The sequence below is a fragment of the Pacificispira spongiicola genome (assembly GCF_012926505.1).
Lineage (GTDB): Bacteria > Pseudomonadota > Alphaproteobacteria > UBA8366 > Aestuariispiraceae > Pacificispira > Pacificispira spongiicola.
In genome coordinates, this window is sequence record NZ_JABBNT010000002.1 from 754,784 (window position 1) to 769,604 (window position 14,821).

Sequence of the window (14,821 nt, forward strand, 5' to 3'; positions counted from 1 at the left end):
ACGTCAGGAAATCGGCAGACCGCGTTCCAGCATGTACCACTCCGCCGGATTCCGGCCGAACGGATTCATGATATGAGTTTTATAGGCTTGGCGTTGTTGAAGGCGGCTGTAGAAAGCCTCGATATTCGGCAAGGACGGTCGCTCGATCGGCATGTTGAAATACCGATACAGCACCGCCCCGATCGGAATGTCCGCGATGGTTAGCCGATCCCCGACGATGAACTCCCGTCCGTTCAGATGGGCGTCCAATATCTTCAGGCTTTTCCCCAAACTTTCGGCCTGACGGGCAATCGCGGCGGCGTCTCGTTTCGGCGGCTCCGTCCGGATGGTGGAAAAGAATATCGCCGATGCCTGCAATGCGAAAACGTTGCGGTGCCAATCCATCCATTGTTCGGCATGGGCCAGGTCGGCTTCCGTTTCCGGCTGCAACCCGCCGACGCCGTGCACCCGCGCCAAATGCCGGACGATGGCATTGGATTCCCACAGGATGAAGCTTCCTTCCTGCAGCACGGGAATTTGACGGTTCGGGTTCATCTTGACGAAGGCGTCGGTGTCCAACCCGCCGAAAGACCCGCCGACATCCTTGCGTTCATGCGGCAGGCCCAACTCGCCGACCGCCCACATGACCGGCATGACATTGCTGGAATTCCGTCTGCCCCAAATCGTAATCATGACGCCCCGTCCCCTTCCGTCTTTTTCAATGCGGCCCGGCCCGCTTCGGCGCGGGATCCGATCAGGTCGCGATAATGCCCATGAACCGCCTTCGCCGCATCCTCAATCGGCCCGGCAAGGTCCGAAAAATCGGTCAGCCCCACCGCGCGTGCAAGCGCGCGTTTCTGATCTTCCGGCGCGGTTTCCGCATCGAATCCGCCATTCGGGGCCGTCAGCCGGATTACCGCCTGCAACCGCCGCCACAAGGCCAACGCATCCCGCAGGTCTCTTGCAGTCTGCTGCCCCAGATATCCGTGCTTTTCCAGGCGTTCCAGCGCCTCTCCCGTATTCGGGGACAGGATACCGGAATTTTCCGACGCATGGGCCAATTGAAGCGTCTGGGCGATGAATTCGACATCGACCAGACCGCCCCGCCGATATTTGATATCCCAGGCCGATTTCGGAGAAAATTCCCGTTCGATCCTGTCCCGCATGTGATCCACATCGGCGAACAGCTTATCGTGATCACGCTCCTGCACCAGGGCCGCCCGAATGCATTTGGACAGACGGGCGCGCAAATCAGGATCGCCATAGACCGGCCGCGCGCGGGTCAGGGCCATGTGCTCCCAGGTCCAGGCCTCCCCATCCGGCAGACGGTAGTAGCTTTCGAACCCGGAAAATTGGGTGGCCAGCGCCCCGGCCTTCCCCGCCGGGCGCAGCCGGGTGTCCACCTCGTACAGACCGCCCTCGCCCGTTTCCGTTGTGATCGCGGTGACGAACCGCTGACACAGGCGCAGGTAATAGACCTGCGGCCCGATCGGCCGCGCTCCGTCGGATTCCGAAACCTCCGGGTCCGTATCGTACACGAAGACAAGATCGAGGTCGGACATCGGCAGCAGTTCCCCGCCGCCCAGTTTACCGAAGGCGACGACCGCCAGGGACGAGCCGGGGACATCGCCATGGGCCTCCCTGAATTCCGTTTGGGTCGCTGGCAGCACAGCCTCCAGCCCCCCTTCCGCCAGCGCGGTATAGGCCGGCCCCACCCGGTCGCCATCCGCAATTCCGCGCAGAAGATGCACGCCGATGCGGAATTTCCGGTCGTTGGTCCAGCGCCGCACCGCGTCCAGGATATCCTGGTAATCCTGCGACAACCCGATGGCGGTATAGAGTTCACCATCCTTGTCCGGCGATACGGTTTCCGCCGTCACGGGTTCGAAGAAATCCTCGCTGAGAACGCTATCCAGCAGCACCGGTTTACGCGACAGCCATTCCGCCAGACGCGGCGCGCTGCCCAGAATTTCCGACACCAAGTCCAACAGCACCGGATAGGCCTGAAACAGAGAGAACAACTGCACCCCGGACGGCAGCCCCGACAGGAAATTGTCGAACTGCTGAAACGCCTCGTCCGGGTCGGACGTATTGGCGAAGGCCTGCAATAGACGCGGTTTGATTTCGGTCAGGATCTGGCGGCTGCGGGTGCTGCGCGTCGCACGATAGCGCCCCGTATGCCAGATACGGATACGCCCCGCGACATGGGACGCGTCGCGAAATCCCATGCGGGTTAGGGTTTCCAGCGTATCCGGGTCGTCGTCGGCCCCGGTAAAGACCAGTGACCCGTCGCCGCCCAGATCCGGCGCTTCCTCAAACAGCCGGGCATAATGTCCGGCGACGGTTTCCAGCACGGTACGCAGGCGCATACGGAATTGATCGGGATCAGCGAAACCCATGAACCGGGCGACGGCGTCGAATTCCGGTCCCGCCTCCGGCAGGGTCTGTGTCTGCTGATCCGCGACCATTTGCAGGCGATGTTCCAGGCGCCTCAGGAAACCGTAGGACAGCGTCAAATCCCGCACCGTATCCGGTTCCGTATGGCCGTTCGCCGCCAGTTGTTCCAGGGCGAGACAGGTTGGTTTGACGCGCATTTCCGGCTGCCGTCCGCCCCAGATCAATTGCTGGGTCTGCGCGAAAAACTCGATCTCACGGATGCCGCCCCGCCCGATTTTGATATTGTGACCGTCGATGGCGATGGTCGCGCCGCCGCGATGGGCATTGATCTGGCGCTTGATTGAATGAATGTCCTGGATCGCCGCGAAATCCAGGTATTTGCGCCAGATGAAGGGCCGGATATGCGTCAGGAACGCCTCTCCCAACTCGATATCTCCAGCGACGGGGCGCGCCTTGATCATCGCGGCGCGCTCCCAGTTCTGACCCAGGCTCTCGTAATAGGTTTCGGCGGCCAGGACGCTGATCGCCAGCGGCGTCGCGCCCGGATCGGGACGCAGCCGCAGATCCGTGCGGAAGACATAGCCGTCGCCGGTGCGTTCATCCATCAGACGCATGACGTTGCGCGTCACCCGGACGAGGTCCTGACGCAGGCGGTCGGGGTCTTCCGGGTTCAGGCGTTCCGTATCGTACAAAACGATCAGGTCGATATCCGAAGAATAATTCAGTTCCCGCGAGCCGAACTTTCCCATGCCCAGGATCACGTAGCCGTCCGTCGCGGTGTCGCCCCGCCACGCGCGCAGGGCATGCCGGACGGATTGTTCCAGCGCCGCTTCCGCCATATCGGCCAGCGCACCGGTCAGATCTTCCAAGGGCCAGAGGTTCAGGATATCCGCCACGGCGACGGCCAGCGCGATCTTGCGTTTCGCAACGCGCAGCGCCTTCATTACCGCCGCATCCCCGGTTTCCCGATCGGTCAGATCGCGCAACCCGTCCAAGGTCGCTTGAACCGCGGTTTTCGGACCGTTCGAGACGATTTCAGCAAAAAAACCGGTATCGCGCCGGATCAACGACCATAGAAATCCGCTATGGGCGAACATAAATGACAGGAAGTGGCGCCCCTGCTCGGTCTCGCAGAAGGTCCGAAAAGCGGCCGCCATCGGATGATCGTCGTCCAGATGCGGCAGATCCGGCGTTCCGACATCTTCCGGAAGCGGCAATTCGGCCGTTTTGATTGCCTTGAGAATGGCGGTGATATCCATAGACTCTATCCTGATTGGACCGGTTCCAAACCTGCGCGAACCGTCTATGATGGTCAATCGAATGAAGAAATCCGGCGAATGAAGAAATCCGGCGGGTAACGACCGGTAATTGGTGTGGCGCCGAACGACACAGGCTGAATGACACAAACAAAAAAACGCATTTTGCGGACGGCAATGGAACTGGGCATCGGCCTGATCGTAGGCTTCGTCCTTCTTGTCATGATCGGCGTCTATCTATTGTCGCGCGGCCCGATCTCCCTCTCCGCACTGACCCCGACACTGGAAGAAAGCCTGAACCCGGAAGGATCGCCCTTCAAGGTGACGGTCGGCGATACCCGGCTCGTCTGGGGCGGATGGGATCGCGCGATCGACGTCGTCGCCGCGGACGTGCGGATTGCCAAGGGCAGCGCCCCGCCGCTGGCCGTCCTGCCGGAAGTGTCGGTCGGCCTGTCTTTCAAGGCCCTGCTGCAAGGTAAGGCGCGGCTTGCCGCGGTGGAGGTCCTGCACCCCACAATCGCGCTTCTACGGTTCCGGGACGGACGGCTGTCCGTCGCAATCGACGAATTCGACGATGACGAGACGATATCGGCACAGGATCAGACCGATACGACATGGCTGGAGCTTCCGAAGTCCGACCAGCCGGGCGTCATCCCTCCCGCGATCCTGGACTACCTAATCGGACGCCAGGAAATTCAGGGCGTGTTTTCCGACGTGAAGCGGTTCAGCGTCATTGGTGCCGACGTGCGGATTTTCGATTTTTCCGTCGGGGAGTCCCTCAATTTGACCGATGCCGGTTTCTTCGCCAACCGGTCCGAAGACGGGATGAACGGCACCTTCACCGGGCGGTTGGAAACCACCGGACGGGAAACGACGGTCGGGGCGACCCTGACCGTCGACAAATCCGAAGAGCGGATCGCCGCATCGATCGGCATTGGGGAATTGGATACCGAACTGCTGGCCCGATATATCCCGGCGCTTTCCGATTTCCTGCCCAATCTTTCCGTTTCCGGTTCCGCCGACACGGTATTCGATTTTAATGGGGAACCGCTGAAGGCCGATGCCGAACTGCGCAGCGCCGCCGGTTCGGTTTCCGTAACCGCCGTTCCAGGCACGGCCTTTCCTGAAATGTCCCTGGAAGCCGTCCTGGACGGATTGGACATCGCGCAATGGCTGGGCGGATTGAAAGGCGCGGAAGCCGTCCTGGACTATGCCCCGCGCACGGCGTTGAGCGGCACTACGTCGGTTCGGATCGACAGCGACGGCCGGATAGCGTCGCTGTCCGCCGCGCTTCACGGCGACGATACCGGCACGATTACCCTGAAGACCGTCCCTCAAGCGAATGGGGACACGAAACTTCGGCTGGTGATATCGGAACTGCGTCCAGGGCAGGTCGCGCAAACCTCCCCCGCCTTGGGTGATTTGGAATCCGTAACGGTTCCGGTTTCAGGCACCGCGTCGATCACGCTATCACCGGACTGGCAACCGATCGCTGCGGATTTGGTCCTTGATCTGGGGGCCGGAACTGTCGCATTCGGCGAGCAGACGCTGCCCCCCGTGGCTCGCGGCAGGATGGAGGCCACCTATCGTGCTGATACATCGACCGTAGACTTGCAGGGACTATCGTTGGATTTCGACGGGACGGTCGTTTCCGCATCCGGGATGGCGTCATTGGCCGACAACACCGCCGCCATCGCCGTCGATGCGTCGGTTACGAATCTGCCGATGAACCGTCTTTCCGAATTCTGGTTACCGGGGCTTGCCCCCAACCCGCGTGAATGGGTTCTGGAAAACATCCCGGAAGCCGATGTTCATGAGGCGACGATTGCGATCCGCGCGGGCCTGCCGAGTCTAGACCCGGATGCGATGATCCTGGACGCATTATCGGGAACGATCCGGTTCGACAATGCCGAAGTGCATTATTTACGCCCTATGGCGCCGGCCACCGGCGTTTCCGGATTGGCGACTTTCGGTCCGTCCGATTTCAATATCGATATCCTCTCGGGCGGGCTGGACGATGCCAGCGTCGATGGCGGACGGATCGAAATCAGCAATATCGGCGGCGATGTCGAACGTATCGCCATTTCCATCGATGTCGACACCCCGTTGCTGACGGCGCTGGAACTTCTGGACACGGAACCGCGACGTTATATTTCCAAGATAGGCTTGGACCCGAAAGGCGTATCCGGCCGGGCGAAAGCGACGGTACGTTTCGATTTCCCGCTGCTGCTGGACCTGACCGGCGACCTGATCCAATACGAGTCGGACGCAATCCTGACGAATGTCTCCGCCCCCAGGGACGATCTGAAAGGTGTCGTCACATCGGATAAGATGGCGCTCACGCTGCGCACCGGCAGTTTGAAACTGGACGGCCCGATCGAAATTGACGGCGTTCCGGTTCGCACAACCTGGTTGGAAGATTTCAGCGACGGCGCGGATATCGTTCGTCGTTTCGATGTCCAGGCCCGTGCGGCGGTGAAAGAGCTGAAACGCTTCGACTTGGATATCACCGAATTCGCCAACGGACCGGCGGATGTGGATTTGGTCTATACCGTCGCGGCGAACGGGTCGCAGCGCTTCGAATTGAAATCGGACCTGACCGATACCGATCTGACGGTCGGTCCGATCGGATTTGAAAAACCTGCCGGCACGGCCAGCAAACTGGCGATGCGGGTCGATATCAACCCGAAGGGCGACCTGCGTTTCAGCAACGTCGTACTGGATGGCGGGCGGGACCATCTGCTGAAAGGCAACGTGTCCGGCACCGCAGGTTTCGACACTGTAACGACCGCCGCCATCGACGTGGCCCGGTTCGGTCTAACCGACCTGTCCGGGTCCGTTCAACGACAGGCGCAGACGGGCACTTATAAAATCGACCTGTGGGGGAAGCGTTTGGACGCCGCACCCTTCCTGCATGATGACGACGATCAGCCTCCCCTGACCCCGGAGGCGGCGGTAGAGGAAGACGAAAAAACAGACCCGAAGCTGCGAATCCGCGCACAGTTCGACGAAATCGTCGACGGCCCGGATCGGCGTGTCCTGGCCCCCAGCCTCGCCATCGATATGGATGGGACGGAACTGCTTATGTTCCAGATGCGCGGCGATCTCGGCGACGACCGGCATTTGGATATCGACTACCATCCGACGCCAACCGGCGGGCGGGAACTGTCTGTCGTGGCCGACGATACGGGCCTGGCGCTTGCGGCGGCGGATGTGACCGGGCGTCTGGAAGGCGGGGTTCTTGAAATTATGGGCAGCAGCCCATCACCCGATGCGCCGCTGACCGGAACCGTCTCGCTGCGTGATTTCACGGTCCGAGAGGCGCCGCGTCTGACCAAGATTCTGCAAGTCATCTCGGTCACCGGCATCCTGAACGCGATGACCAATGACGGCCTGTCCTTTTCCAACCTGAAAGCGGATTTCTCCCTGAATGACGATTTGCTGGAAATCACGGATGCGTCCGCCCGCGGGTCGTCGATGGGGATCACCGCGCGCGGCAACATCAATCGGAAAACGGATATCATCGATCTGACCGGCGATGTGGCGATTTCCGATATCTTCTCGAAGACCATCGGTCAGTTGCCGGGGATCGACCTGTTGTTCGGCGACGGGCTTATCGGCGCGACCTATACCTTGAAGGGCGATGTCGACGATCCTACCGTTTCGGTGAATCCGCTGTCTATCATTGCCCCCGGATTTCTGCGCAAGGTATTCGAAGCCCCCCTTGAGGGCGATGTCAGCCCCGCGCCTATCCCGACCCGGCGCGAAGACGACAACTAGCCACAACGGACCCCGATCATGACGGAACATCGCGCCTTCACCGCCAGCGGGCCGTTCGGCGACCCGTCCCGCCCGGAAGACGCCTTCCTGACCACATTGGCCGAATTGGCGCGTCGGGACGGTCGCCCGCTATGTCGCCGGTTGGCCGATGAAATCGACAGATTGGGACCGACACGGCGCAAGTGGAAGGCATCCAGGGTCCCCTGTGTCGCGCAATTGGATGCCTGCCTGTCGCGGGGGCCGGACGACATGGCCTATCTGCGCGGCGCGATCGCCGGCATGAAGGGCGGGTTGAACTGGACCACCTGTCCGGTCGATCCGGCCCTGGGCGGCTTCAACAGGCATCACGGCTATTGCACGCTGGTCGGGGAAGACGGGCGTATACCGTCCGACAGGCTTCTGGTCGGCCTGTTCCTGATCGATCCCAATATCCACTATCCGCATCACTTTCACGCGGCGGACGAGTTGTATTTGCCGATATCCGATCCAATCGCGATCCAGGCCGTCGGACGCTCAGGGTCGGTGCTGCGGCAACCGGGCCGGTTCGTCCAGATGCCGTCCCGCACGACGCATGCCTTGTGGACCGGGGAACGGGCGACGCTGCTCGTTTGGGCCTGGATGGGCGAGCTGTCCGGGGAATTTCGGATTGGCACCGCGCGCGGCTAGTGGTTTTCCTATATTTGGCGGCCAAGCCTTTACCCGCCGGAACGCGGGATTTATACCCGCTCCATCACCAACCGGCACCAACGGGCCGACAGCAACGGGACGGTACACATGGCGCGCAGTATCGACGATCTGGTCGACGACTTCGACCTCTTCGAGGACTGGGAAGAACGGTATCGCTACATCGTCGATCTGGGCAAAAAACTGCCCCCGATGCCCGAAGAAGAAAAGACCGAGGACAACAAGGTCCGCGGTTGCATGTCCCAGGTATGGCTGACCTGTCAGGCCGTCAATGACCAGCACGGGGACGGGGGCGACACCGTCCTGACCTTCCGCGCCGATAGCGACGCGTTTATCGTGAAGGGCCTGATCGCGATCCTGCTGGAGCTGTATTCCGGCCGGACACCGAAGGAAATCGCGGAACTGGACGCGACGGAGGCCCTGCGCAAACTGGGGTTGGAAAGCCACCTGTCGCCGAACCGTCGCAACGGTTTCGTCGCCATGGTCGACCGCATCCGGGGAGAGGCGCAAAGCCGTTTGCCGTAGTGCCTAAAAAGCCAGCCATCTTCGCTTGTTCATAATTTCTTCAGATTGCTACTCTCCAATAACAATTGGAGGGAGCGTCCGATAAAATATAACCGCTCTGGATGGGAATGCAGGGATGACTGAAGAGATGGTTGAACCGCGCGGGGCGTCTGTCCCGGGGCGAACCGGGGGACGTCTTACAATCCGCATCGTGCTGTTGGTGATCGGTGGGTTGGTTTCCGCGGGTGCAATCGCCGCGATGCTATGGAGTACATCGGCGTCCAGCCGTCAGGCGACGGCCCTACTGCGCAGCAGTTCGTCGGAAACCTTGGGCGCGCTGATCACGGACCGTATCCGTACGAAATATTCGGACGAAATCGAGGATGTCGCGCGGGAATGGGCGCGGGTACAGCCCCTGAACCAAGCGTTCAAGGACAATGACGTCGCCCGAATGGTGATCGAGGCCGATGCTTTCTTCAGCGACGCCGCCGTGACGCAAGGTCATATCGCCCTCGTCTCCGCCACGGTACTATCTCCGGAAATGGTCGTCCTGGCCCAGGCGGAAAAGGGAACGACCGATACGGTGGTCAAGCTGGAGCCGGTGAAGGAGGCGCTGGCCGCTCGCGACAAGGCGGCGATGCGCCAGACGATCAGTCATATGTTCAAGGGCGCGGACGGCCGCCCCCTGCACAGTGCGATTGCCCCGATCGGCGGGTTCAAGGCCGCGGCCTTCCTGGAAATCGTAACCGACCCCAGCGCCGCCCTGACCGGGATCGCGGAAGCCGTCGGTGGCGATGTCCGGGTGATGGACACGGCAGGCAATCTGATCTTGGACGATCACCTGCCGAAACCTGACGAAGAAGAAGAGGTCGCCGACGCCCCCCCAACGGAAGCAGACGCTGCCGCTGGCGAGCGGACCAAGGAGGAACCGGCGGAGCGCGTCCTTCCCGATGGCTTCACCACCGTACACAGCGAAGTTCTGGACAGCGCCGGATCGGTATGGGCTGTTGCCGAACTGGACCGCGACCTGTCCGACTTCCAGGACGCGGTGACCGACACGCGCCTGAATGCGCTGATCCTGATTCTGGGCGTTCTGGCCGTCGCCTGGGTGGTGGGATTCCTGCTGCTGCGGTCGGTCGTTTTCAATCCGTTGAAGGCGATTGCCGACACAATGATCCGCATCGGCAAGGGCGATACGGATGTCACCATTCCCGTAACCGGCCGCGACGAAATGGGATCGATGGCCGAAGCCCTTGTCCAATTGCGGGAAAGCACGATCGAACTGGCGGCCATGCGAGCGGAAGAAGGCGTGAAGGCGGAACAGCGCCGGCGCGAAATTCAGGACCGCCTGCGCACTTTGTCGGAACGCTTGAACCGTGAGGCGGAAAGTACCGTCGGGGAAGTCCGGTCCAGCATGCAGGACCTGCTGGGCGTCGCGGACGATATGGCGCGATCCGCCGACGATGCGGTCGCCCGCGCAAACGAGGTCGCGTCAGCGTCCCGTTCGTCAACGGAAAGCACGGATTCCGTCGTCAGCCTCAGCGAGGACATCGTCCGGTCCTTCGAGGAAATCGGCTCCATGGCGGGCCGGTCCGGCGACGCCACCAAAAGCGTGTCGGACGCCGCCCGGAAGGCGACCCTGTCCATCGAAGGCCTTGCGGAGGAGTCGCAAAAGATCGGCGCGGTCGTAACCCTGATCCAGGAAATCGCCGAGCAGACGAACCTGCTGGCCCTGAACGCAACGATCGAGGCCGCCCGCGCCGGGGAGGCTGGCAAAGGCTTCGCCGTCGTCGCCAGCGAGGTAAAATCCCTCGCCACCCGGACGGGTCAGGCGACGGAGGAAATATCCGAACGGATCGGTCAGGTTCAACAACGCACGGAAAGCGCGGTCTCGGACATCTCCGCCGTGGGGGAGCAGATCGCCGAAATGTCGGAAATCGCGACGACGATCGCCGCCACCGTTCAGGAACGGGCGGACGCGGCGACGGCGATCATTTCGCATGTCCGGGAAGCCGCCGACGGAACGCGCCGCGTCACGTCGGAAATCGGCGAGGTTTCGAACGTCTCCAGCCATGTCGGCGGTTTGTCGGCAAAGGTGAAGGACAGCGCGACCCGCGCCGCGGAAGATGTCGAAAAGCTGAACCGCGCCCTGAAGAAGATCGTCGAGGAATCGTGACGACGTCCCGGCCTAGGCGATCAGTCCGATAGGGCTAGATTGGCCGCAAGGCCCAACAAGACCGTGCCGGACACCCGCTGCTGCCATTTCAGCGCTGCGGGCCGCGTGGTCAGCCAACGTCCGGCACGGGCGAACAGGACGGCCTGGATCAAGACCCAGAACAAGCCGCCGACGGTGAATAACATCCCGAAAAAGAAGAACTGCGCGGTCGGATGGCCTTGCGCAGGATCGACGAATTGCGGGATGAAGGCCAGGAAGAACAAGGCGATTTTCGGATTCAGCAGATTGACCAGAATCCCCTGACGCAGCATCGCCCAATCGGATGCCGGGGCGGCCTTGCGGAAACCCGACTGATCCCCGGCGCCCAGCCATGCCTTGATCCCCAGATAGGCCAGGTAGGCGGCCCCACACCATTTCACGGCGATGAAGGCGGCGGGAACGGCGATCAGCAGTGCCGCCAGACCGAACCCGGCGGCCAGCATGTGACAGACGATCCCGATGGAAACGCCCAAACCTGCCAGCACCCCGGCCCGAACGCTGCCGCCCAGGGCGCGAGACGCGATATAGAGCATATCCGGCCCCGGCGACAGATAGAGCGCCAGCGACGCCGTCGCAAACAGGATCAGGCGGTCGAGTTCCGGCACGACCATGGTCAGCGTCCCGGAATGGCGGCGCGGGCCAGCGCGTCCGCCCGTTCGTTTTCAGGATGACCGGCATGGCCCTTGACCCAGGCCCATTCGACCGTGTGCTTGGCCGCGGCCTGTTCCAGGCGCTGCCACAGATCCGCATTCTTCACCGGCTTCTTCGCCGCCGTCTTCCAGCCGTTCCGCTTCCACCCATGAATCCATTTGGTGATACCGTCGCGGACATAGGTGCTGTCGGTGGTGATGCGGACACTGACCGGACGGGTCATCGCCTCCAGTGTCGCGATGGCGGCCATCAGCTCCATGCGGTTATTCGTGGTCTCCGCTTCCCCGCCCGACAGTTCCTTTTCATGATCGCCCCAGCGCAAGACGGCCCCCCAGCCGCCGGGTCCGGGATTGCCGCTACACGCGCCGTCGGTGAAGGCCTCAACCAGCTTCGCGTCGCTCATGCCCCGTCCACCCCATAGGCGCCCAACCCATAGGCGCCCAGTCCGGTCACCCCCTGATGGAAGCGCAGCTTTTCGAAATATTCCATCGGATCATGCGGCCGGACCAGCGCGCCGGGCGGACAGTTCAGCCAGTCGTACAGTCGGGTGAGCAGGAAGCGCAACGCCGACCCCCGCGCCAGAATCGGCAAGGCGCCAAGCTCCGCCTCCGTCACCGATCGATTGTCGCGGTAGTTGGACAGCATGGCCCGCGCCTTGGTGACATTGAAACTGCGGTCACGTTCGAAGCACCATGCATTCAGACAGATCGACAAATCGTAGGCTAGGAAATCCGTGCAGGCGAAATAGAAATCGATCAGACCGGACAGCCGATCGCCGATGAAGAAGACATTGTCCGGGAACATATCTGCGTGACAGACACCGACCGGCAGGTCCGTGGGCCAGGATTCCTCCAGAAACGCCAGTTCGTCCCGGATCATCGGGGCCATGTCGGGATGGACCTCATGCGCGCGGTCTTCCGACATTTCGAACAGCGGGCGCCAGCCGTCGACGCTCAGCGCATTCTTGCGGGTCATGGGGAAATCCGCCCCGGCCTTGTGGAAGTCCGCCAGAGCGGCCCCGACCTGCCCGCAATGTTCCTTGCGGATACGGCGCGTCCACATGCCTTCCAGGAAAGTCGTTACCGCTGCCGGACGCCCGCACAATTCCCGTAAGGCCGTGCCGTCCGGCATCGCCACCACCTGCGGACAGGGAATCCCCTTCGTCGAAAGATGATTCATCAGGCCGATGAAGAAGGGCAAATCTTCCGGTCGGACGCGTTTTTCATACAGTGTCAGGATGAAGGTATCCCCCGTCCCATCGCGTCCGGTCGTGCGGATCAGGTAGTTGGAATTCTCCACCCCTTCCGCGATGCCCTTGGCGGAGACGAGATCGCCGATGCCGTAATCCGCGACAAAACCCGCCATCTCTTCGTCGGAAACATCCGTGTAAACCGCCAAGACTGTAATCCCCTATACCGCCAGCAGACGCGGCAGTTTGAATTCGACATTTTCTTCCGCGATGACGACTTCTTCCACATTGACGTTATAGCGTTCGGCGCAAGCGTCGATCACTTCGCGGACCAGGACTTCCGGCGCGGAGGCACCGGCGGAAATCCCCAGGCGCTTCACGCCCTGCATCCACTCCCAGTCGATTTCCGTCGCCCGTTGGACCAGCGCCGCCTTGGGACAACCGATAAGACGCGCGACCTCTACCAATCTGCGGGAATTTGACGAATTGGGGGCGCCGATCACCAGAACCGCATCGACCTGTGCCGCCATCGTGCGTACCGCCGCCTGACGGTTCGTCGTCGCATAGCAGATATCGTCCTGCTTCGGCCCCGCGATCTCAGGGAAGCGCCGTTGCAGCGCGGCGATAATTTCCGATGTATCGTCGACCGACAATGTCGTCTGGGAGGCATAGGCCAGCCGCGTTCCCGCCGGGAAGTCCAGCGTTTCGACATCGGCCACCGTTTCGACCAACACGATTCCGTCATCGGGAAGCTGCCCCATCGTGCCGATGACTTCCGGGTGCCCCGCATGGCCGATCAGAACGATGGTACGACCGTCCGCGTTATGTCGCGACACCTCGCGATGGACCTTGCTGACCAAGGGGCAGGTCGCGTCGACATAGATCATGTCCCGGCGCTGCGCTTCCGCCGGAACGGCCTTCGGCACGCCATGGGCGGAAAAGACGACGGGTCGGTCGTCCGGCGCCTCGTCCAATTCCTCCACGAACACCGCGCCCTTGGATTCCAGGTTTTCGACCACGAACCGGTTGTGCACGATTTCATGCCGGACATAGACTGGGGCACCGAATTTTTCCAAGGCGCGTTCGACGATCAGGATCGCCCTATCCACACCGGCGCAAAAACCGCGCGGACCGGCAAGCTTGATCGTCAAATCGGGTTTTCCGTCGCTCATCGGCGCCTCACTTATCAGATGCCCCTTACCTGTCGCTTTCCGGCATCCGCGTCAACAGGCAAGCGCGTAACGTGGCGCAAGCTTGAGGCATCGCGGGACCTCCCCTAAGGTTCCATTCGCTTAAGCGGAGGAAAAGATTACACCATGACCGCGCCGACGCGACGGAAGGCGAATCCCCATGCCGTTCCGGTTGAATCCGGCAAGGCATATCTGTGGTGCGCTTGCGGGGAAAGCCAGCGGTTTCCCTATTGCGACGGGAGCCATGTGGGAACGGGGTTGACGCCGCACCGCTATTTCGCGGACAAGGCGCGGACGATTTTAGTTTGCGGATGCGGGCGATCGGCCCGGATGCCGCTATGCGACGGAACGCATGCAAGACCGCCCCAGGGGCGACGGAGGACAGGGTGATCGCAACGGCACGGCGTATCGGTATGGGTTTCGCGGGACTTCTTCTGCTATCCGCTTGCTCCGGCACCCCGGATAAGCTCATCAGTTGCCCGGATATCCTGATTCCGCAGAATACGGAACGCGTGACCCGCTTCGCCCCCGGCGAGGGCCGCGATATCACCGACATTGTGCTGCAGGGGGAAATCAAGTTCCTGTCCGGCGAATGCGAAATCGGCGAAGAAAATATCACCCTGGACCTACCGATCGCCGTCGGCGGCACCAGCGGCCCCGCGGATACGGACAAAACCGAATCGGTCAGCATTTTCATTGCCATTTCCACGTCTGACCGGAAGGTCCTGACGCGCCGCGAACTGCCGATGACGTTAAACTTCGCCGGCAACCGGACGTCTGTCGTTACGATGGATGTCGTATCGCTGGAAATTCCCAAAAAACCGGATCAAACGACCAAGGATTTTGTGATCTTCCTGGGTCTGGTCCTGTCGGAAGAGGAACTGGCCTACAACCGTGAGGAAAGCCGGAACTGACGACAAACCGGAACGCATGCGCAGGGCGGCCGACAGAGAAACTTGACAGATTGCGTCATTGA

The 14,821-nt window shown here is 61.6% G+C and carries 12 protein-coding genes; 6 read left to right on the top strand and 6 right to left on the bottom strand.

What is annotated here, in order from left to right:
• Positions 1 to 3: 3 nt before the first annotated feature.
• Both HH303_RS08865 and HH303_RS08870 read right to left on the bottom strand, forming a co-directional pair.
• Positions 4 to 672, bottom strand: coding sequence for a glutathione S-transferase family protein (locus HH303_RS08865; RefSeq protein ID WP_169624894.1), 669 nt, complete (start codon positions 670 to 672; stop codon positions 4 to 6).
• Positions 669 to 3,635: a bifunctional [glutamine synthetase] adenylyltransferase/[glutamine synthetase]-adenylyl-L-tyrosine phosphorylase gene (locus HH303_RS08870; protein WP_169624895.1), complete on the bottom strand. Its 2,967-nt coding sequence runs from the start codon at positions 3,633 to 3,635 to the stop codon at positions 669 to 671. The genes HH303_RS08865 and HH303_RS08870 overlap by 4 nt, the downstream gene beginning before the upstream one ends.
• A gap of 138 nt (positions 3,636 to 3,773) precedes the next feature.
• On the opposite strand from HH303_RS08870, the gene HH303_RS08875 reads away from it, so the two are divergent.
• From HH303_RS08875 to HH303_RS08890, 4 genes are all read left to right on the top strand, one after another.
• Complete coding sequence (locus HH303_RS08875) at positions 3,774 to 7,412, top strand: YhdP family protein (RefSeq protein ID WP_169624897.1); 3,639 nt, start codon at positions 3,774 to 3,776, stop codon at positions 7,410 to 7,412.
• A gap of 18 nt (positions 7,413 to 7,430) precedes the next feature.
• Positions 7,431 to 8,078 (top strand): dimethylsulfonioproprionate lyase family protein, encoded by a 648-nt coding sequence (locus HH303_RS08880; RefSeq protein ID WP_169624899.1) that lies wholly within the window; start codon positions 7,431 to 7,433, stop codon positions 8,076 to 8,078.
• A 108-nt stretch (positions 8,079 to 8,186) separates the two neighbouring features.
• A complete protein-coding gene (locus HH303_RS08885) occupies positions 8,187 to 8,621 on the top strand; it encodes a SufE family protein (RefSeq protein ID WP_169624901.1) in 435 nt (144 codons plus the stop codon).
• 115 nt (positions 8,622 to 8,736) lie between these two features.
• Positions 8,737 to 10,776, top strand: coding sequence for a methyl-accepting chemotaxis protein (locus HH303_RS08890; protein WP_169624902.1), 2,040 nt, complete (start codon positions 8,737 to 8,739; stop codon positions 10,774 to 10,776).
• A gap of 20 nt (positions 10,777 to 10,796) precedes the next feature.
• On the opposite strand, the gene HH303_RS08895 is transcribed toward HH303_RS08890, so the two are convergent.
• Genes HH303_RS08895 through ispH form a run of 4 tightly spaced genes read right to left on the bottom strand, consistent with a single transcriptional unit; the run spans position 10,797 to position 13,827 of the window.
• A complete protein-coding gene (locus HH303_RS08895; RefSeq protein ID WP_169624904.1) occupies positions 10,797 to 11,426 on the bottom strand; it encodes a LysE family translocator in 630 nt (209 codons plus the stop codon).
• Positions 11,427 to 11,428: 2 nt separating this feature from the next.
• Entirely contained in the window at positions 11,429 to 11,869 is a 441-nt protein-coding gene (gene rnhA, locus HH303_RS08900) for a ribonuclease HI (RefSeq protein ID WP_169624906.1), read from the bottom strand.
• Positions 11,866 to 12,864, bottom strand: a complete 999-nt coding sequence (locus HH303_RS08905) for a homoserine kinase (protein WP_169624909.1) — start codon at positions 12,862 to 12,864, stop codon at positions 11,866 to 11,868. Before HH303_RS08905 ends, rnhA begins: the two co-directional genes overlap by 4 nt.
• A 12-nt stretch (positions 12,865 to 12,876) precedes the next feature.
• Positions 12,877 to 13,827 carry a 4-hydroxy-3-methylbut-2-enyl diphosphate reductase gene (ispH, locus tag HH303_RS08910; protein WP_169624911.1) on the bottom strand — a complete coding sequence of 317 codons (951 nt, stop codon included), beginning with the start codon at positions 13,825 to 13,827 and terminating at the stop codon, positions 12,877 to 12,879.
• Positions 13,828 to 13,971: 144 nt separating this feature from the next.
• On the opposite strand from ispH, the gene HH303_RS08915 reads away from it, so the two are divergent.
• Positions 13,972 to 14,235: a CDGSH iron-sulfur domain-containing protein gene (locus HH303_RS08915; protein WP_169624913.1), complete on the top strand. Its 264-nt coding sequence runs from the start codon at positions 13,972 to 13,974 to the stop codon at positions 14,233 to 14,235.
• A complete protein-coding gene (locus HH303_RS08920) occupies positions 14,184 to 14,759 on the top strand; it encodes a hypothetical protein (RefSeq protein WP_169624195.1) in 576 nt (191 codons plus the stop codon). Before HH303_RS08915 ends, HH303_RS08920 begins: the two co-directional genes overlap by 52 nt.
• Positions 14,760 to 14,821: the final 62 nt, after the last annotated feature.